The sequence below is a fragment of the Dasania marina DSM 21967 genome, assembly GCF_000373485.1.
Taxonomy (GTDB): domain Bacteria; phylum Pseudomonadota; class Gammaproteobacteria; order Pseudomonadales; family Dasaniaceae; genus Dasania; species Dasania marina.
Map to the genome: position 1 here is coordinate 42,293 of NZ_KB891592.1, position 21,080 is coordinate 63,372.

12 protein-coding genes are annotated in these 21,080 nt (G+C 49.6%); 8 read left to right on the forward strand and 4 right to left on the reverse strand.

The features are described 5' to 3' along the window. Positions 1-76 precede the first annotated feature (76 nt). Entirely contained in the window at positions 77-562 is a 486-nt protein-coding gene (locus B067_RS0118930; protein ID WP_019531674.1) for a DnaJ domain-containing protein, read from the reverse strand. A 94-nt stretch (positions 563-656) separates the two neighbouring features. After that, positions 657-854 (reverse strand): hypothetical protein, encoded by a 198-nt coding sequence (locus B067_RS0118935; RefSeq protein WP_019531675.1) that lies wholly within the window; start codon positions 852-854, stop codon positions 657-659. 125 nt (positions 855-979) lie between these two features. Between B067_RS0118935 and msrA the strand changes: the two genes are divergently transcribed. The 7 genes from msrA to B067_RS0118975 all read left to right on the forward strand — a co-directional run bounded on the left by msrA (position 980) and on the right by B067_RS0118975 (position 16,470). Beyond that, positions 980-1,540: a peptide-methionine (S)-S-oxide reductase MsrA gene (gene msrA / locus B067_RS21015; RefSeq protein WP_019531676.1), complete on the forward strand. Its 561-nt coding sequence runs from the start codon at positions 980-982 to the stop codon at positions 1,538-1,540. A gap of 74 nt (positions 1,541-1,614) precedes the next feature. Next, positions 1,615-3,360: an efflux RND transporter periplasmic adaptor subunit gene (locus tag B067_RS0118945; protein ID WP_019531677.1), complete on the forward strand. Its 1,746-nt coding sequence runs from the start codon at positions 1,615-1,617 to the stop codon at positions 3,358-3,360. Further along, complete coding sequence (locus B067_RS0118950) at positions 3,357-5,564, forward strand: HlyD family efflux transporter periplasmic adaptor subunit (RefSeq protein ID WP_169335598.1); 2,208 nt, start codon at positions 3,357-3,359, stop codon at positions 5,562-5,564. The genes B067_RS0118945 and B067_RS0118950 overlap by 4 nt, the downstream gene beginning before the upstream one ends. A gap of 152 nt (positions 5,565-5,716) precedes the next feature. Continuing rightward, the gene (locus B067_RS21020; protein WP_019531679.1) at positions 5,717-6,574 is read left to right on the forward strand and encodes an efflux RND transporter periplasmic adaptor subunit; all 858 of its coding nucleotides are present in this window, start codon (positions 5,717-5,719) and stop codon (positions 6,572-6,574) included. Positions 6,575-6,656: 82 nt separating this feature from the next. Continuing rightward, complete coding sequence (locus tag B067_RS0118965) at positions 6,657-11,750, forward strand: DUF4347 domain-containing protein (protein ID WP_083921472.1); 5,094 nt, start codon at positions 6,657-6,659, stop codon at positions 11,748-11,750. Positions 11,751-11,761: 11 nt separating this feature from the next. After that, positions 11,762-14,656: a hybrid sensor histidine kinase/response regulator gene (locus B067_RS21530; RefSeq protein WP_169335599.1), complete on the forward strand. Its 2,895-nt coding sequence runs from the start codon at positions 11,762-11,764 to the stop codon at positions 14,654-14,656. Positions 14,657-14,685: 29 nt separating this feature from the next. Next, complete coding sequence (locus B067_RS0118975; protein ID WP_019531683.1) at positions 14,686-16,470, forward strand: GGDEF/EAL domain-containing response regulator; 1,785 nt, start codon at positions 14,686-14,688, stop codon at positions 16,468-16,470. A gap of 8 nt (positions 16,471-16,478) precedes the next feature. On the opposite strand, the gene B067_RS0118980 is transcribed toward B067_RS0118975, so the two are convergent. Further along, entirely contained in the window at positions 16,479-17,189 is a 711-nt protein-coding gene (locus tag B067_RS0118980; RefSeq protein WP_026244789.1) for a 16S rRNA (uracil(1498)-N(3))-methyltransferase, read from the reverse strand. Positions 17,190-17,378: 189 nt separating this feature from the next. Between B067_RS0118980 and B067_RS21535 the strand changes: the two genes are divergently transcribed. Then, entirely contained in the window at positions 17,379-19,532 is a 2,154-nt protein-coding gene (locus B067_RS21535; protein WP_019531685.1) for an ATP-binding protein, read from the forward strand. 1 nt (position 19,533) lies between these two features. Here the strand turns inward: B067_RS21535 and rimO are convergent, their stop codons facing one another. Continuing rightward, positions 19,534-20,952, reverse strand: coding sequence for a 30S ribosomal protein S12 methylthiotransferase RimO (rimO, locus tag B067_RS0118990; protein ID WP_019531686.1), 1,419 nt, complete (start codon positions 20,950-20,952; stop codon positions 19,534-19,536). Between the last annotated feature and the right edge of the window lie 128 nt (positions 20,953-21,080).

Below are 21,080 nucleotides of genomic sequence, written 5' to 3' on the forward strand. Positions count from 1 at the left end.
GTTGCTAGAGGGCGATATTTTAGCGCGATTTATCCTTGCGAACCATGTTTTTAAGGCAAGATTTTAAGGCACGGTTTTAAGCTAGATGTTTAAGCAAAATATCTTTGGCTTGGTTGATTTGTGCGGCTAGGTAATCATTACCGCCACGGTCGGGGTGCATTTTTTGTATTAGTTTGCGATGGGCGGCGATTACCGCGTCTGTGTCGGCGTCGGCGGTTAAACCCAAGATTTGGTAGGCCTGCTCCACGCTAAGGTCTACTGTACTGGCCGGTGGGGCTTGCTGATCGTTGTGCGTTTGTTGGCTAAAATACTTTCGCAAAAAAGGCAGATACTGTAACACATGGGGCAGGGCTGACCGCAACAGCGGCACAGAGGCGGCAATGAGGCCGCCTATCCAATGTATGCGCCCGGTTAAGGCTAGCAAAACCACCACCGCAGCGCTTAAGCCTATGGTTAGCTTGAGATAAAGTTTTTTACGCTGGGCGGGCGGGGTGTTTTTAACTTGCTTAAGTACTATCACTATCGCCACAACAATGGCAATAATGAGGATGAGACGTATCATGCGACGCTTAACCTTATTTTATCTACGGATAAGCGCAGGATTCTATAGCTTATGGCTGGGGCTGCATAGTGCTTAAATAGTGCCTAATCATGCCTCAATGCAGTGAGCCTTGCTTTGGTTGTAGCTGGTCTAGCTCCTGTTCATAGTGCCGGCGTGTACGCAGGGTAATTTTAAGCTGTGCCTTGTCGTTATAGCTAAGATTGTTGTTGTGGTTTAACAGCTCCCATAATTTACGGCTGCTGAGGTTATTTATCTCTAAGACGGTGTCTTTGTTTTTATCGATTGCTCTCATAGTATCGCTCTCTTATTCTCCTTATTTATCGTTTCGTGAGTCATAATGCTTGTTATAGATGTCAGTTTGATGACAAAAGTTCCAAGCTTGTTCAGTTTTAACAGAATTATTAAGAGGAGAGCGCCATGCCTACACATACGGTGTTAGCTAGTAATATGCAGCCGCCATTTCCACCGCACTGTGAACAAGTGCTGTTTGGCATGGGGTGTTTTTGGGGGGCTGAGCGCAAGTTTTGGCAATTGCCGGGGGTGTACACCACCGCCGTGGGCTATGCTGGCGGCACTGGCGAAAACCCCAGTTATAATGATGTTTGCAGTGGCTTAACCGGCCATGCCGAAGTGGTGTTGGTGGTATACGATCCCCAGCAAAGAAGCTTTGAGAGCCTGTTAAGCTGTTTTTGGCAAAGCCATAACCCCACTCAAGGTATGCGCCAAGGCAACGATACCGGCTCGCAGTATCGCTCGGCCATCTATGTTAATAATGACAGCGCGCTAGCGCAGGCCGAAGCTTCCCAGCAGTGTTACCAAAAACAGTTGGATGCGCGGGGTCTACCTGCTATCACCACCGAAATTTTATTAATGCCACCATTTTATTATGCTGAGGACTATCACCAGCAATACTTGGATAAAAACCCCAATGGCTATTGTGGCTTGGGTGGCTTAGGGGTGGCCTACAGCGGCGCATAATAATAAGCAGGGGTGGTCGCCACGGCTGCCCATAACACGATTGGTTATTTTTACTAGGAACAATAAAACACACAATGGATTATCTCGCCTGGTTAGATTTGCAGTGCCGTATGCTGCCCAATGTGCAGCGCGCCATTGTGGCGTTAGCGGCTGAGCCCGGTCAGTCGCTACAATTAATGGCTAGCTGGCCCCAGCAAACTATAGCGACCAGCGACTTATTAGACACCGCTACTTTGGCCGCTAGTCGGCGGGCACCGGTAGTCAGCGTGGCCGAAGATGCTAGCGGCCGCAGCATGATGTTGTTAGCGCAAACGCTAGCTACCCCGCAAGCGGCCGTTATTGTGGTGGAGTTACCCGCCCAGCATGAGCAGCAAAAGCTACTGCTACAGCTATTGGCTTGGGGCGAGTCATGGCTGCAGTTATTGGCGCAACAGCCAGCTAGCACGGCTAGTGGTGATGTTGAGGTGCCCGAACAAGATTACAGCGTACTGGCTGCAGCCTGCAGCGAGCCGCTACTCAAAACTTCAATAGAAGCTGCCGCTACCTGCTTAGCGCAATTGTTTGGCTGCCAACAAGTCGCTATAGGCCTAAAGTCAGGTGAGGATGTGGTGCTGCAGGGGCTGGCCCATAATACTGCTTTTAACGTCAAAACCAATATGGCCCGCAGTGTCGAAGAGCTAATGGCCGAGTGCCTACAGCACGGCCACGCGCTACAGGCGCCGCACACTTTAGCGGCTGCACAAACCATCGCCTGCCCTGCTCATCAACATTATGCCGAGTTACATAAAACCCCGATTTATAGCCTGCCTATGTGTCGGCAAGATCAGCAGTTGGGGGTGTTATCGCTGCAACGAGACCAGCCCTTTAATGCCGAGGAAGAGCAGCGTTTGGCAACGCTTAGTGGCTTTTTGGGCGCATTATTTGAGGCTAAGCGGCTAAGTGAGCGCTCGCTACTACAGCGCGGCCGCGATAGCTTGCGGCAGGGCTGGGCGGCGGCAGTGACTAGCCACGGTGGTCGCGGCAAATACCTGTTGGTGGCGGTGGCGGTGTGCTTGGGCTTGTTGCTAATGGGTTCGGGTACTTACCGGGTGGCGGCAGCGGCTAAATTAGAAGGCGTGATTCAACGAGCGGTGGTGGCGCCTATAGATGGTTATGTATCACAGGCGCATGCCAGAGCCGGCGAGTCGGTAAGCTTAGGGCAGGTGATCGCCGAGCTAGATGATACCGAGCTGAAACTGGAATACCGACGCCTGCAAAATCAGCACGATGAATACCAGCAGCAATACCGCAAAGAGCTGGCCGATAGAAACCTAGCGCAATCGCAAATCGTTCATGCACAAATGGCACAAGCGGCGGCCGAGCTGCAATTGCTACAAGAACAGCTCAAGCGCACTCAGCTTACCGTACCTTTTGATGGCGTGATTATAGAGGGCGATTTAAGCCGTTCACTGGGCGCACCGGTGAGCAAGGGCCAGGTGTTGTTTGAAATTGCGCCGCTCAACGAATACCGCTTAGTGCTCAATATAGACGAGCGCGATGTGCCCCATGTAAAAGCCGGTCAGCACGGCCGTTTATTTCTCAACGCCTACCCTGATACCGCTATTGAGTTTGAAGTGAGCGATGTTGCCACTGTGTTCGAGCGCGATGGCGCGCGCATTAGCTACCGCACCGAAGCACGCTTATTAGAAAACGCCTTATTTTTACGCCCCGGTATGCAGGGCCTAGCCAAGGTGGACGTGGGTGAGCGCCGCTATAGTTGGATGCTTAGCCACAGCTTTGTGGATTGGCTAAGCCTTAAATTATGGGCCTGGCTGCCATGAGTTCGCCCGGCGTAGATGCAGATATAGATTCGGCCAGTCCCAACCCCAGCCCCGGTGTCGGCATAGGTGCTGATGAAAGTATGGACCCCGCCAGTTGGGCGCAGCTAGCTGTATTAAAGCTCCAGCTGCGGCCGCATTTAGCGTTTTATCTGCACCATTATCGAGGCCAGCCTTGGTATGTGTTAGCCGATGAGTTAGCGGGTAATTATTTTCGCCTGCCCGCCGCGGCCTTTCAGTTGCTCAGCTTGTTGGATGGCCGACATACCGTGGCCGAGGCCTATGCTCAGCTAGCGCAAACAGGCGTGGCGCCCAGCTATTACGAAGTCGCCGTGCTGCTAGGCAAGCTGCACAACGCCCGCTTGCTACAGGGCGATATGCCCGCCGCTGCGGTGGGTGCGGCGCAACAGTCGCTACCTAAAAGCAGTGTTTGGCAGCGCCTGCGTCAGCCCTTGATGCAGCGTGTTGCGCTGATAGACCCCGACCGTTTGCTCAGCCGCTTACTACCTTGGGTGCAGCCGATTTTTAGCCCGGCGGGTTTTATGCTGTGGTTGCTGGTGGTGCTGTCGGCACTGTTGCTAGTGGGACAGCACAGCGCCGACATTAGCCAACACTTAGCCACCCGTTTTGCCGACCCGGTCAATATTTTACTGTTGGGCCTGGCCTATCCCCTAATTAAAGCGCTGCATGAGCTAGCTCACGGTTTTGCCACCAAGGTATGGGGCGGCGAGGTGCATGAAATGGGGCTGATGTTTATTGTATTTATACCGCTGCCCTATGTGGACGCCACCGCCAGCAATGGCTTTTACAGTAAGCGCCGCCGCATTTTGGTGGCCAGCGCTGGCATTATGGCGGAGCTGTGGTTGGCCGCTGTGGCTTTCTTGTTGTGGTCGCAGCTGGATACGGGTTTATTAAAAGATTTTTGCTTTAATGTTGCGGTGATTGGTAGCGTCTCCACGCTGTTGTTTAATGGCAACCCGCTGCTACGTTTTGATGGCTATTACATCTTGATGGATATGCTGGAAATTCCCAATCTGGGCAGCCGCTCCAGCCAATACCTAGGCTACCTGTGCAAGCGTTATCTCTATGGTTTTACTCAAGCGGCGTCGCCAGTAAGGGCTGAGGGTGAGCGCGGGTGGTTGCTGGGCTATGGTGTGGCGGCGGGTATTTATCGTTTGTTTATTAGTCTGGTGATAGCGCTATACGTGGCCAGCCAATTTTTCTTTATCGGGGTGATCTTGGCGCTGTGGGCGCTGGCCAACCAGTGGCTGCTACCCTCCATTAAAATTGCCCGCTCGCTGTGGCAGCAGGCGCAACAGGCGCAGTTGCAAAAGCGTTTATTGGCGGTGACCGGCGGCTTGGCGCTGGCCTTGTTGCTGATGCTATTTGTGGTGCCGGTGAGCGATAGCAGCTATGCCCAGGGGGTGGTAAGCCTGCCGGAGCAGTCCATAGTTCGTGCCGGTGCCGATGGTTTTATAGTGTCAGTACAGGCCAGCGATGGCGATGACGTGCAGGTGGGCCAGTCCTTATTCAGTCTCACTAACTATACCCTAGCGCAGCGTAGCCAGCGCTTGCAGGCCTACGGCGATGAGCTGGCAGCGCGCTATCAGCAGGCGCTAGTGCGTGACCCTGCCGAGGCGCAAAAATACGCTGCCGACCTGCGTCTTAACGCACAGGGCTTGGCCGATGTGCAGCAGCAGTTGGGCTCGCTGAAATTACTCAGCCCGGTTGCGGGGGTGTTATCCATGGTGGCGGCCAACGATATGCCTGGCCGCTATATTAAACAGGGCGATATCTTGGCCTATGTGATAGACAAGCAGTACCTGACGGCGCGGGTGGTGGTAAGCCAAGCCGATGTTGATAAGGTGAGGCGCCATACTCAGGCGGTACAGGTAAAAATTCATAACCGGCCCCAGCAAACCTGGCAGGCCAGCATCGTGCGTGAAGTGCCGCAGGCGTCCATGCGCTTGCCCAGTCGTTCCCTGGGTACTCAGGGTGGTGGCAATATAGCCGTAGACGCTAGGGATGATGAGGGTTTGGCGGCATTAGATAGTTTGTTTCAGTTTGAAATTATCTTGCCCGCGCTGTCGCCAGAGGCGGCGTTGCCACACCGTTTGAGTGTGCGCTTTATCCATACCCGCCGGCCATTGGCCCAGCAAGGTTTAGCATGGTTGCAGCAGTTTTTGATGACTCGCTTCCAAATATAGCCAACTTATTGAATATTATGCTTTTTTCAGCTTGGCCGCTTTTAAATTAGCACTTAACTGTTATGCTTTAGGAATTGTTTAGTTCATATGAGAGCCGCTACGTGTATTGCCACAAACAATCGATAATAAAAAAACCGTTAAACCGTCCATTTATGCTGTGTGTATTATTGGCGATCAACTCGCCCTTAAGCTGGGCTGAAGATAAACCGCTGCCCCCCTTAGACTGCGTAATCAGCCCCTATCAAACGGTGGACCTGTCTAGTTCTGTGGCTGGGGTGCTGGATAAAATCTATGTAGAAAAAAGCGATTTCATTGCTCAAGGCCAAGTGGCGGCAAGCCTAGAGGCTGGGGTGGAAAAATCTTCAGTGGTGTTGGCCAAGGCCAGGGCGGATATACAGTCCGAAGTTGAAGTGAGTAAGGTTAATAAAGCGTTTGATCAGCGCCGCAAAGAGCGTATAGACGTGCTCTACGAAAAGAAAAGCGTGTCCTTTGATACCAAAGATCAGGCTGAGCGCGAATACAATTTATCCACCTGGCGCTTACAGCAATCTCTGGATTTAAAAAATATACGCCAATTGGAGTTGCGCCGTGCGCAGGAACAGCTCAAACAAAAAACTATACGCACGCCTATAGACGGCTATGTACTGCAGGTATTTAAAGAGGCTGGTGAATATGTAGAAGACCAGCCCATTATGCGTATAGCCCAACTAGACCCACTGTATGTTGAGGCCATAGTGCCTATAGAATTTTACGGCCGCATTCGTGCCGGTATGACGGCACAGGTACATCCAGAAACCAACGTGCAACAACCCAGAGTAGCGGTGGTAACGGTAGTCGATAAAGTGGGTGATGCTGCCAGCGGCACCTTTGCGGTAAGGCTTAATTTACCCAACCCTGATTATCAGTTACCCGCGGGCTTAAAATGTTCGATGAAGTTCACCGAATCAGGCGCAGTTGCTAGCAGTGCCCAGCAGCAGAGCGCATCATCAGTCATAGCCGTGCCCCAATAAGTCGGCGTGTTAAGTGCTTATATAGCCCAAGGTATCGATATGTTATTACTGATGCATAAATCGCTAGCTTGGAGTGCAAACCATGAAGCCCCTTAGTATGATTTTTCGCCGCAAAGCGGCCGAAAAACTCCCCCTAGCGATGTATAACCTAGAATCACTGGAGCCTAGGTTACTCATGTCTGCCGACCCGCTAGGGGCCGCCGATCCCACCGGCTTATTAGGGCAAATAGACGACCCACTGCTACTTGATGATCAAGCGGCCGCCGAACAACTGCTACAAGCCATAGCCACCAGCGCTCAAAACACGCCCATAATAACCGCCGCCAGCCCTGATGCGATTAACCTCAGCAGCCTAGGGCAATTGTCCTATCAAGACAGCTTGAACGGCCCACAAGCCACCACTTTCCACAGCACCGATTCAGCAGCGGATGGCAGCACGGCATTAATGGACGACTTGGCTGCACTACTGCCTGCAGCCGATGACAACATCCGCCAAGAAATTATTTTTGTTGATACCAGCGTAGAGGATTACCAAACGCTGCTAGCGGGTATACCCAACAACGACGAGCAAACCCACTACACCATCATAGAATGGCAGCCCGGTGACGATGCCTTGGCTGACATTACCCATACCTTGCAAGCGTTAGGTGAGGTTGATGCCATACACATCGTCAGCCACGGTAATGACAGCGGCTTTGCCTTAGGTGACGAGTGGCTAAGCAGCAACACCCTAAACGACTATCAACAATCGCTTAGCCAGTGGCGCGAATTTTTAGATAGCGAAGCCGACCTATTAATTTACGGTTGTGAATTGGCCGCTGGTGAAGCCGGCCGTGACTTATTAACCAGCCTAGCCAGCATCACCGGTGCGGATATAGCCGCCAGTGACGATTTAACCGGTGCGGCAGCATTAGGTGGCGATTGGCAGCTAGAGCATCATACCGGGCAAATCGATACGGCTATCGCGATTAATTTATCGGCGCAGGCAAGCTGGAATTCTACTCTTGGCCCACCGGGAACGGTGGATGCGCTGTGGTTAACCACGATAGGCGATGTGTCTGGCGCTAGCTCACCAGGCCTCGCTAACTGGAGTGCAGGTGAGTTATTAGAGGTTGCCGACCCTAACTTACGATTTGAGACTACACCTGTACCTGCTACCGGTACTACTGATGGTACCTTTACTGCTATTGTCGATTTCGATGATTTTAACCCCGTTAGCGTGGGTGGCAATGATGATGTAAACATTCGTTCTATGCATTACGTGTCTACCAATATTACCGTAGGCACTAACGACACCTTCGATTTACAGCCAGGTGATGTGCTGGTGTCGGTTAACGACGCCGAAACCCTTAAAAGTACTAATACTCTCGTAGTGGGTAAAGAGGATGTATTTGTCTTTAGGCCCGACACTGCCAATGACTACAGCTCAGGTAGTTTTTATATGTTACTTCAGGGGCTAGGTACTTCGGGTGATGAAGTAAGAGCTATTACTTTAGTTGAGCAACAAACGGACGTGGGGGGTACCACCCTCAATGCGGGTACTTTCTTATTTACCCAAAAAAATGGTGGCGGTTTTAATCACGAGGATATTTTGACATTTAGCGCCGACGAGGTAGGGGCCGGTACCACCTCTGGCACTAAAACCGTGCTAATCAGCGGCGCTGACATTGGTATTTCAGAGAGTATTTCTGGTTTGGAGCTTATCGAAACTGATACCACGATTGCGGGTGCCCCGTTAACTTCTGGCAATATTCTGGTGAGTATCTGGGGTAGTGAGGATGTAGGCGATAACAATTTAGCCGCAACTGAATATGATGTATTTGTTCTCGATATCAGTAAAACTAGCTTAGAGGGGCCAGGGTTTACTGCTGAGGGTAATGCTACATTGTTATTTGATGGCGACGATAATGTCAGGCTAGACAGCGGCGGTGTGCATATAAGCGGCCTAACGCTGGTGAGTGCACCTAATGCCGAGCCAACCTTAACCGCCACCGGTAATGACCCAAGCTTCACCGAGGGCGGGGCAGCAGCAAGTTTATTTAGTGGCGCCAGTGCTGACACCATCGAAGGCAGTCAAACATTTATCGGCATGGGACTGACCGTTACCAATGTTAATGACGGTAGCGATGAAAAACTCAACCTTGATGGCACTGCTATTGAACTCACCAATGGCAACGGCGGTATCACCGCCACCAATAGCTTGACCTACAGCGTCAGCGTAGTGGGTTCTACGGCAACGGTGACAATTACTGGTGGCAGTTTAAGTGCCGCTGATACCCAAACCTTAGTCGACAACATTAGCTACCAAAACGACAGCGATGACCCCAATACTAGCAATCGCGTTGTTACCATTACCAGCTTGCAAGACAGCGGCGGCACAGCCAGTAGCGGCGACGATACTGCCGAGTTAAGCATAGCCAGCACCATTACCCTGGTCGGTGTTAACGATGAACCTACCTTAACCGCCACCGCCAGCAACCCCACCTTTACCGAAACGGGGGTAGCCCAAGGCCTGTTTAGTGGTGCCAGTGCCAGTACCATAGAAAGTGGCCAAACCTTTACCGCGATGACCTTAACCGTTACCAACGTCAATGATGGTAGTAATGAAAAACTCAACATCGATGGCAGCACCATATGGCTGATTAACACCATTCTCCCGGGGTTCACTGCTAACAATGGCCTAGTCTATAGCGTTAGCGTGGTGAGCGGCACGGCGACGATTAGTTTGAGTGGCAGCCTAAGTGAAGCAGAAACGCAAACACTGGTGGATAACCTGAGCTACCGGAACGACAGTGTTGTCCCTAGCACCAGCGATCGGGTCATCACTATTACCAGCCTGAAAGACAACGGCGGCACAGCCAATAGCGGCGATAATACCGCAGCACTCGCTCTTAGTAGTACGGTAACTATGCAAGAGGTGAACACTGAACCCGGTTTTAGCACCACGGCTACCGATCCTACGTTTATCGAAGGAGGGGCTGCTGCCAGCCTCTTTAGCGGTACTAATGCCTCGACTATAGAGCTGGGTCAAACACTTACGGATCTGAGCCTCACCGTCACCAACGTTAATGATGGTAGTAACGAAGTGCTTAATATAGATGGCACCACCATTGCCTTAACCAATGGCAACGGTGGTATTACCGCCAACAATAGTTTGGTTTACAGTGTGAGCCTAGTGGGGAGCACAGCCACTGTGAGCTTGGTGGGAGGCACCATGACGGGCGCGCAAATGGAAGCGTTGGTTGATGGTATGAATTACCAAAACAACAGCGACGACCCCAGCATCAGCAGCCGGGTAGTCACCCTTGCCAACCTCAAAGACAGTGGCGGCGTTGCCAATGGTGGTGACGATACCGCCGCGTTAGGCATCGCCAGTACCGTAACCGTGCTAGCCGTTAACGACGAACCCACGCTCACCGCCACCGCCAGCAACCCTACCTTTACCGAGGGGGGGGCTGCGCAAAACCTATTTAGCGCAGCGGCGGTTGATACCATAGAGGCTGCACAAACCCTTAGCGAACTCACCCTAACGGTAAATAATGTTAATAACGGCGCTGATGAAATCCTAAACCTAGACGGCACGGCCATAGCGCTCACCAATAGCAGCAGCGGCGTCACCGCCACCAATGGTTTGAGCTATAGCGTGTCGGTAAGCGGCACCACAGCCACCATCACCCTAAGTGGCGGCAGCATAAATGCAGCCGCTACGCAAAACTTGGTTAAGGGTATTAGCTACCAAAACAACAGTGAAGCACCTAATACCAGCAACCGAGTGGTGACCATCATTAGCTTTAAAGATAGCGGCGGCACGGCTAATGGTGGCGATGATGAAGTGGCGTTGAGTATTAGCTCTACCGTGACGGTACAGGCGGTAAATGATGTGCCTACCGGCAGTGTCACTATTACCGGCTCGGCGGTGGAAGACCAAAAACTCACAGCTAACACCTCCACTATCAGCGATAACGATGGTTTGGGAACCTTTAGCTACCAATGGCAGCGCAATGGCGTGGCCATTAGCGGCGCTACCGGTAGTAGCTACATCCTAGGCGATACCGATGTCGATAAAGCGATACAGGTAGTGGTGAGTTATACCGACGGCAGCGGCAATGCAGAAAGCCTCAACAGCACGGCGACAGCAGCAGTGGCTAATATCAATGACCCGTTAACCGGCAGTGTGGTTGTGGATGGCAGCACCTTTATGGGCAGCACGGTAACCGCTAACACCTCAGGGTTGTCGGATGAGGATGGCCTTGCCAGTTTTAGTTACCAATGGTTGCGTGACGGTGTGGCCATTAGCGGTGCTACCGGCAGTAGCTATTTGTTAAGCAGTGATGACGCGAGTAGCGACATCAGTGTGCGGGTAAATGCTACCGACAGCCACGGCTCGGTAGAGGCTCGCACCAGTGCAGCGGTGGCGGTTGAGTCTGCGTTTGTAGTTGTGACTGAGCCGGTAGTGCCAGAGGCACCAGCGCCTGAAAGCCCAGACTCAGAAGAAAGTACTGAGGATACTGACGATAGTAGCACAGCAGAAGAATCAGAAGAGTCAGAAGATGATGAAGAGAGCGAAGCTGCGGCCTATGTAGCGTCAGAGGCTGAAACGTTCGATAACCAGAGTCCAGCCTTTGGTAATTTGCAGGGTGTCGATTTAGAGGGCTTAACCGGCTTTGCTAATGAATTTGCTAATGGTGACAATGCATCCGCTAACAACAATGGCAGCGGTATTAACGTACGCTTGCTGAATAAAGATTCTGCCTTAGCCACGGCGGTAGAAGCCAGTGTGTCGGGCAGCGTTAATACTGGTTTTTCTTCTCTTATTGATCCTTTGGTGTTGGTGAGATCGCAAAATTTATCGGACAGCTTAGATAGCATGAGGAAAAATTTTATTGGCAAGGCTGAGCGCAGCCAATCCATATTGGGTGGCACAGTTACCGCTACGGCAGGTTTGTCCGTGGGTTATGTGGTGTGGCTGGTACGCAGTGGCGTGTTATTAAGCAGTGCTTTAAGCGCCTTACCCGCATGGCGTTTTATTGATCCCCTGCCCATATTGTCGCAGGGCAATAGCGGCTTGGCGGGCGGAGATGATGAATCACTAGAGTCTATAGTGGCCAATAAAAGTAATGCCGCCAATGATCTGCCTGAACAGCAAACCGATAACAATAATAAGTTGAGTCATTAAGCATGCAGGTTTTGAAACAATTTTTTAAAAGTAATGGCACTACCTTACGCCTGGCAATGGGGCAGTGCAGTATATTAATTACCTTGCTATTAGTGGCGGCGTTTTTTGGTTTAATCCCTAACCGCGATCAAGCCATAATAGATGGCCGCGTGGCCGTGGCGGAAGCGATAGTCTCTAATGCTTCCATATTTATTACCCGTTCTGATCTAGGCCGCATGGAGGCCAACCTACGCTTAGTGCTAAGCCGTAACCCTGAAATATTATCGGCGGCTATACGCAGAGGTGAGGCCAAAGCCATAATGATGGTAGGTGATCATGAAGCTAACTGGTTGGTAGATGGCGACAATAATAGTCAGCTGGTGGTGCCTATATGGGAAGGTGAAAGTCAATGGGGGCAAATAGAGTTACGTTTTGAGCCTCTACGGCCGCAAGGTTATTTGGGTTTTATGCTTGAACCCATTTTTTTACTGATTGCGTTTTTATCGTTTACTTGTTTGTTGTTGTTTTTTCTTTATTTACGAAAAATGCTTAAAGATTTAGATCCATCACAGGCGGTGCCAGAGAGGGTGCGTTCAGCTTTAGATACCATGGCTGAAGGTTTGTTGGTGCTAGACGCCAAACAAAATATAGTCTTGGCGAATGAGGCATTCTCAACCTTGGTGCAACTCACGCGCGAACAATTGTTTGGCAGAAAGGTGTCGCGATTTGAGTGGTTTGATGGTGAAGATCAGCCCCTAATCCAAGCTAATTATCCCTGGACCGAGGCTTTAAACGACAGCCTCGCACAAAAGGGCCGCACCATTAAGTTGCGCTTACCCGACAACAGTAACCGTACCTTTTTAACGAATTGTTCACCGGTATTAGGTAATGATGATAAAGCCGGCGGTGTGTTAATTAGCTTTGATGATATTACTGAGTTAGAAGAAAAAGAGCAGCAGTTGCGGATATCAAAGCTGGAAGCTGAACAAGCCAACCAAGCTAAGAGTGACTTTTTGGCCAATATGAGCCATGAAATCCGTACCCCCATGAATGCCATTATGGGCTTCACCGAAGTGCTAAAACGCGCTTACAGCAACCGCAACAGCGATAAAGTGCAGGGTGATAGCCTGCAATACCTCAACACTATCGCCAACAGCAGCCAGCACCTGCTGGAGTTAATTAACGACATACTCGATTTATCTAAAGTAGAAGCCGGGCAGGTGGAGGTGGAAACCTTACCGTGTTCGCTGCATAGCATTATTCATGATGTGATACAGGTTATGCGGGTAAAAGCGCAAGAAAAAAACCTGAGCTTGGAATTTATCCCGGAAGGTGATTTTCCCGCGACTATACATTCGGACCCTGGACGCTTGCGACAAATTCTTACCAACCTTATCGGCAATGCTATTAAGTTTACCGAGCAGGGTGGCGTGAAAGTGGTCACGCGCTTAGTTAGCGGCGGCAAAGATTCTATTATAGAAATTGATGTGTTGGATACCGGTATAGGCATGACCGAGCAACAGGCCAGCGCTGTATTCTCGCCCTTTGTGCAGGCCGACAGTTCTATTACCCGTCGCTTTGGTGGCACCGGCTTAGGGCTAACCATCAGTAAACGCTTTGCCGAAGCTTTGGGTGGTGACATTGTGGTTAGCAGCGAGCAAGGTGCGGGCAGTTGTTTTAAAACGCGCATCACCGCGGGCGATGTTAGCGGGGTAAGCCTGTTAAGCCCTGAGCAAATGACCACGGCGAATAAACTGGAAGAAACCCATAACCACGGTCGCTGGTTGTTTAAACCCGCCAAAATTTTAGTGGTTGATGATGGCGTTGAAAACCGCGAGTTGTTAAGCGTAGTGCTTACCGAAGTGGGCTTGGCTATTGATACCGCAGACAATGGCCTGCAAGCGCTAGAGGCATTGGATGAACAGCACTATGATTTGGTGTTAATGGATGTGCAAATGCCGGTTATGGATGGTTTTACCGCGGTGGCTACAATGCGCCAGCAAGGCTTGCAAATACCTGTTGTTGCATTGACCGCTGACGCCATGAAAGGTGCAAGGGAAAAATGCCTACAGGCCGGCTATTCAGGCTATATGACTAAACCTATCAATATAGAAAAATTGTTAGAGCTGGTGGCCGCAGAATTGGGCGGCCAGTGGCAGGACGATAACGATAGTGATGTCACGATTCCTACACTAGCGACAGAAAACAGTGATGTAGAATCAATTGCTACCGATGACAGCCCCATAGTGAGCAGCTTATGGGCTAATAAAAAGTATCAAACTATTGTCAATAAATTTGTGCAGCGCTTGCAGCAACAGCTCAATACTATAGAAACTGCAGTGCAGAAAAATGAGTATAAAACTTTGCAGGACTTAGGCCATTGGTTAAAGGGCTCGGCGGGGTCAGTGGGCTTCCATCAATTTAATGAGCCCGGTAAGGCGCTAGAGGATTTTGCAAAGCAACAGGATAACGCTGGGCTAGAGGCAACCCTAGCGCGTATTAAAAAGCTAACCCAGCGGGTGCAGGCAGGGATAAGCGATACGGAGCCAGCAGTAGTGCCGCGTCAAGCCGCGCCCGCGTCACACGTTACTAGCTCAAACCATCAGCCCGTTGGGGAGGTAACATCATCGCTGATAGGCAACCCAAAGCTGCGACCCATTATAGAGAGATTTGTTATGCGTTTAGAGGCGCAACTGCACGCTATGGATGCCGCTGTAGAACAACATGATTTTGTTAGAGTCGCCGACCTAGCTCACTGGTTGAAAGGGTCGGCCGGCACAGCCGGTTTTGGTGTATTTACCGAGCAGGCTGCTGAATTAGAGCTACAGGCTAAGCAGCAAAGCGTAGAACAAGTTAAAGCGATTATGAAAACCATTAGAGCGTTGTTTGAGCGTATAGGAAAAGCCGAAGTTAACGACACGGTTTAACGCCGTTAAGAAAGCTCGCAAGGATATTTATGAACGAAAAGATTTCTAAATTACATGTTGATGAACTTTTTACGCAGTTGAAAGATGCTGTCATTATGATGGTCGATGATGAGCCTTTGCTAATGGAATTGCTGCAGGCTTTTTTAGAAGAAGAAGGCTATAAAAATTTTATTGCGGTAGAAGATTCACGTAAGGCCATGGAAATTCTGGATACAAAACGTCCCGATATTTTATTGCTGGATTTAAATATGCCGCATGTGGATGGCTTTGATATATTAGAGGCTGTTCGCAAGCTTAAAATGATGCAGAAGATTCCGGTGATAGTACTGACTTCCTCCAGTGACGGTGCAACCAAGCTCAAAGCCTTGGAGTTGGGAGCGACAGATTTTCTTTCTAAGCCGGTAGATTCTAGTGAACTAGCCCTGCGTTTGCGTAACACCTTAATGGTTAAAGCCTATCAGGATCAGCTTACCTACTATGATGCGCTTACCCATTTGCCCAATCGGCAATTGTTTTTAGATAGATTAGAGTGGTCACTCAAAAAAACGCGCAGAGACCATGAGCGCATGGCGCTATTAAATATAGGCCTAGATAAGTTTAAACAGGTGAATGATAGCCTGGGGCCACGAACTGGTGATGAAATTTTAACAGAAGTCTCTATGCGCTTGATAGAAAGTGTGCGTGAGAGTGACTTGGTGTCGCGCTTAGGGATAGATGACCTATGGCGTCAGTTGGCCCGTTTGGGCGGTGATGAGTTTTCTATCTTGCTACCGCAGGTGGCGCAGGATGATAGTGCCGCCTTTGTCGCCGAGCGCATACAGCATGCCTTAGCTCAGCCTTTTGTGGTAGATGGTGAAGAAATTTATATCAGTGCCAGCATAGGAATAGCGCTATATCCCAATGATGGCACCGAGAGTGATGTGCTAATGCAAAATGCCGGTGCTGCTACCGCCTATGCTAAACAGCAAGGTGTTAATAGCTATGCGTTTTATTCCAAAGAGATTAATGAACTATCTAAAAAACGGCTCAGCATTGAAGCCGCTTTGCGCCGCGCCGTGGAAAATAACGAGTTTGTTTTGCATTACCAACCGAAAATTGATTTGCATGCGGGTAAGGTAACAGGTTGTGAAGCTCTCATACGTTGGAATAGTCCCGAAATGGGTATGGTGCCGCCGTTTGAATTTATTTCTATAGCGGAAGAAAGTGGCTTGATAGTGCCTATAGGCACTTGGGTTATTGAAGAAGCTTGTCGACAGCAGGTAGATTGGCGGCAGCAGGGGATTGGCGATTTAATGGTGGCGGTAAATGTGGCGGGTCCTCAATTTAAAATGGCCAACCTACAGCACGTTATTGAGTCTGCCATTAATGATTCGGGTATTGATCCGCGGTATTTAAGGCTGGAAATTACTGAAGGCATGATGATGGGCGGCGAAGATAGCCTCATAAAAAAACTGAACGACATTAAAGCCTTAGGCCCCAGTTTTTCTATAGATGACTTTGGTACCGGTTATTCGTCATTGAGTTATCTGAAGCGTTTTCCTATTGATGAATTAAAAATTGATCGGTCTTTTATTATTGATGTGCCAGGGGTAAGAGACGATGCCGCAATAGTAAAAGCGATTATCGCCATGGCGCAGAGTTTGGAGTTAAGCGTGGTGGCTGAAGGTGTTGAAGAACTGAGCCAATTAGAGTTCTTAAAATCTTTGCACTGTGATGTTATCCAGGGTTTTTACTTTAGTAAGCCTTTGCCTGCTGAAGATTTTGCAGCGTTTGTGCTTGCAGGTGGCGAGCTGGATGCGCTGCATAAATCCTAAACGTAGGCTTAGTTAAACAGCTTGGCGGTCAATACGGTTAATGCATTTTCCACTTTTAAAATGCGCGGCCCTAGGTGTATACCGCTAAAGCCCGCTGCTAAAAACTTATCTACCTCATAAGCTGTGAAGCCACCTTCTGGGCCTATGGCTAAGGTGGTGGGGCAGTTAATGGCCAATGGGCAAACCGTACCGGTATCGGGATGGGCGATGAGTTTTTTACTACCGGCACTGAGCGTGGGTAAGTCGTCCTCTACAAAAGGCTTAAAGCGCTTATAAAAGCTAACCTTGGGTAACACGGTATCTTTGGCCTGTTGTAAACCATCGATTAAATAGCTGCGTATCTTGGCTTCATTGATCGCTGGGCTTTGCCAAAAACTTTTTTCAACTTTGTAGCTGTTGATAATGATCAATTCGCTGACGCCCAGTTCGGTAATAGTGCGGAATATACGGCGTATCATTTTAGGCCTGGGCAGGGCTAGGATGATGGTTAAAGGCAGCTTCTCTGGTGCTGTAATTCTGAGGTCTACCGCTAGGCTGACTTGCTGCTCGTCGATAGCTAAAATTTGCCCTGTGCCCATTAGGCCGTTAATCATGCCCACACGTACACTATCGCCTGCTTGTGAACGGTGGATATGACGTATTTGCTGGTAGCGCTCATCACTTAAGCGCAGCTGTTGCTGCTGATTGAGCTCATGGGCAGAAAATAAGATTAAATTCATGGTGTTGAACAACATCGTGTGTGAATATAAAGGGTAATTGTACCGTATATTAGTTGTGATCATAACGATGGTGGTTTTTAAGCCATAGCTGATCTGGCTACTGTTTTTGGTTATGTGCACTAGTTGTGCATTTAATAGCTATTGAGTCATCGCGGTGTTTACGTATTTGAGGCTTTTAACAATCATCTTATGAAACAACTCTCGCGCTTACAATTATTGCTTATCTGCCTGCTTTTGGCGGTGGCTAGCCAGCAGCTGTTTAGTTTTATGGTGCGGCTAATTGATGAGGCCCACTATTCCCGCCAGCGTATGGATGTGGTGAATCAGCTGGGGCGTTTCCGTCTAGATTTAGAGCAACGGTTAAACTCCACTTTTTATATTACCCAGGGCATAGAGATCTTAATCTCCACGCTGATAGTTGAGGGCACCTCGCTATTAAGCCAGCAGGATAAGATAGAGGCTTGGGCAAGAGAGGCGACTACAAGGCTGCCTTATATTAATAATGTGGCTGTGTCAGAAGCCTATATCATACGTTTTACCTATCCCATGGAGGGTAACTCCGCCGCTCTTGGTCACAATTATCGGGATATACCCACGCAATGGCCTACTGTGCAACGCGCGGTACAGTCGCGTATGCCGGTAGTGGCAGGCCCTTTGCAATTAATACAGGGCGGCACCGGTATTATTTGTCGCATTCCTCTATTTAGTCATGCGCAGGGCAAAAACCATGGTCAGTTTGTAGGCATAGTGAGTATGGTGGTTGATTATCAGGCCTTGTTGCAGAGTGCCGGCCTAGCGGAGGCTGAAAAAACCTTAAGCATAGCTATGCGCGGTAAAGATGGCCTAGGCGCAAGTGGTGATATTTTTTATGGGGAAGACGATTTATTTGCCGTGGCTAATATTAGCCAAAAAGTCAGCTTTCTCGGCGGCGAATGGTTGTTAGCGGCCAAGCCTAAGACTGGGTGGTCGCATGAATCGCCTTATTCTATACGCCTCAGTATATTGGGCTACTTAGTGTCCCTGCTGATTGCGGTGCTGTGCTATTTTGCGGTGCGCGGTATGCAGCTACGTATAGGGGCCGCTGAATATTTTTCCAAAGCCTTGGAGTTGCGTGTTGCCGAGCGCACGCAACAGTTAAGTATAGCGAAGACCGAGGCGGAAAAAGCCAATGAGGCTAAGAGTGACTTTTTGGCAGTGATGACGCATGAGTTACGCACGCCACTTAATTCAATTTTAGGCTTGGCGCAACTGACTGAAGCTATGGAGCTGGGTGATTTGCAGCGTAGCTATATTGCTAAAGTTGTTTCCTCGGCAAACTTATTGCTTAGTTTAATTAATAATATTTTGAGTTATACCAAGGTGGAGTCCGGTAATGCTGGCCTTGAGCCGCAAGCGTTTGTTGTTGCCGATATTCTGCAGAAACTGAATGATGTTTTTGAAATTCAGGCTACGGAAAAAGCCTTGTTGTTCAGTGTAGAGGTGGCCTCTGATGTGCCCAGTTTTGTTGAGTGTGATAAAGGTAAATTATTACAGGTGCTGACAAATTTATGTGGCAATGCGATGAAGTTTACCGAACGTGGGGCTGTTTCGCTTTCGGTAAGACGCATAGCCAGTGATGATGAAGGTGATGATAATTGTTGGCTGCGTTTTGTGGTGAGTGATTCTGGTGTAGGGATTAGCGAGCAGGATCAGCAAATAATATTTAAGCCTTTTAGGCAAATAGATAGTAGCGTAGCCAGACAATATCAGGGTTCGGGTTTGGGCCTAAGTATTTGCCAGCGTTTTGTGCAGTTAATGAATGGCCGTATAGGGGTGACTAGTCAGTTGCAACAAGGTAGTCAGTTTTACTTTGAAATACCTGTGCGCCCATTAGCCAATAGGCCTGCAGAAAGTGATTTGTCTTCTGCGCAGCGCTTGCAAAAAGCGGTGGCCGCTAGCCAGCCCCTGTTGCAAGGGATGACGGTAATATTGGCGGAAGATAACCGCTTTAATCAAACCTTGGCGGTAGCCTTATTAAATAAAGTTGGGGTCACGGTTAAGGTTGCCGAAAATGGTTTGCAGGTTTTATCGCTATTAGAGCAGATACCTGTGCATGGCATTTTAATGGATATACAGATGCCGAAAATGGATGGCTTAGCCACCACCGAACAGTTACGTGCTGATAGGCGGTTTTATGATTTGCCGATTATTGCCATGACGGCTAATGCCATGCAAGAAGACAAACAGAAGGTATTAGCGGCTGGCATGAACGATTTTGTCGCCAAGCCTATAAATTTTGAGCATTTGTACCGGGTGCTTATCAGCTGTTTACAGCATGAAAAGTTATATCCTGAACAGGTCTAACTTAGGCCTGTTCAGCTTCATAATCCGCCTCGTCTTCATAACCAGGCTCGTCCTCATAAACAGGCTCGGCCCACAAGTCGTACTCATCAGCGCCGGTAATGGTGACCAGTAGTGCATCGCCGGGGAAGGTGTCGGTAAAACCATCGAGATAAACCTTACCATCAATTTCTGGGGCGTCGGCATAGCAGCGGCCTATAGCACCTTGCTCGTCAACCTCATCAATCAACACTTCAACTTCTTGGCCTATGCGCGCTTGTAAGCGAGCGCTGGAAATCTTTTGCTGAGTTTCCATAAAGCGTTCCCAGCGCTGTTGCTGGATATCTTCTGGTATGTGGTCAGGGAGTTCGTTAGCGGTAGCACCTTCTACCGGTGAGTATTTAAAGCAACCCACTCTGTCGAGCTGTGCCTCTTCTAACCAATCCAGCAACATTTGAAATTCTTGTTCCGTTTCACCGGGGAAACCAACGATAAACGTTGAACGTATAACTAACTCCGGGCAGATTTCGCGCCAAGCTTTAATGCGCTCTAATACTTTAACTTGGTTGCCGGGGCGCTTCATTAATTTGAGTATGCGCGGGCTGGCGTGTTGGAAGGGGATATCCAAATAGGGCAGAATTTTGCCTTCTGCCATTAGCGGAATCACTTTATCCACATGCGGGTAGGGGTACACATAATGCAAGCGCACCCATACGCCTAGCTCACCCAAGGCTACCGCTAAGTCTTGCATGCGGGTTTCATGGGCGCGGCCATTAACAAAATCTAATTTGTATTTTACATCTACGCCGTAGGCGCTGGTGTCTTGTGAAATTACCAGTATTTCACGCACGCCAGCGGCTACCAGTTTTTTGGCTTCGTCTACCACTTCAGAAATAGGGCGGCTAACTAAGTCGCCACGCATGGCGGGGATAATACAAAAGGTGCAGCGGTGGTTACAGCCTTCCGATATTTTTAAGTAGGCATAGTGCTTGGGGGTGAGTTTAATCCCCTGTGGTGGCACTAAGTCTATTAGCGGGTTGTGCTCGGCAGCTGATTTTTGCTCTATGGTGGGCGGGATATAGTCATGCACCGCGCCCAAAACCGTCTCGTAATCGGCGGGGCCACTAATGCTGAGCACATTGGGGTTCGCCGCTTTAATCGCCTCGGCATCGCTGCCCTTACCCATACAGCCGGTAACAATCACCTTGCCGTTCTCCTTCATGGCCTCGCTAATGGCATCCATAGACTCTTGCTTGGCACTGTCTATAAAGCCACAGGTGTTCACCACCACCACATCGGCACCGTCATAGCTGGGGCTAATGTCATAGCCCTCTAGCTTGAGCTGGGTCAGTATGCGTTCGGAGTCAACGAGGGCCTTGGGGCAACCTAGGCTAACAAAGCCGACTTTTTGTTTGGGTGATGATGTTTCAGGGGTAGATGACATGGGCAGTACCGATTACCGATTGTGCGGGGCTAGCTAAAGGAGGCGCATTGTACAGAATTAGGGCGGTGTAGGCTATTGAGTAGTTATGCCTACCGGGGCTAGGGACATACGGGTGCTAAGGCTATACA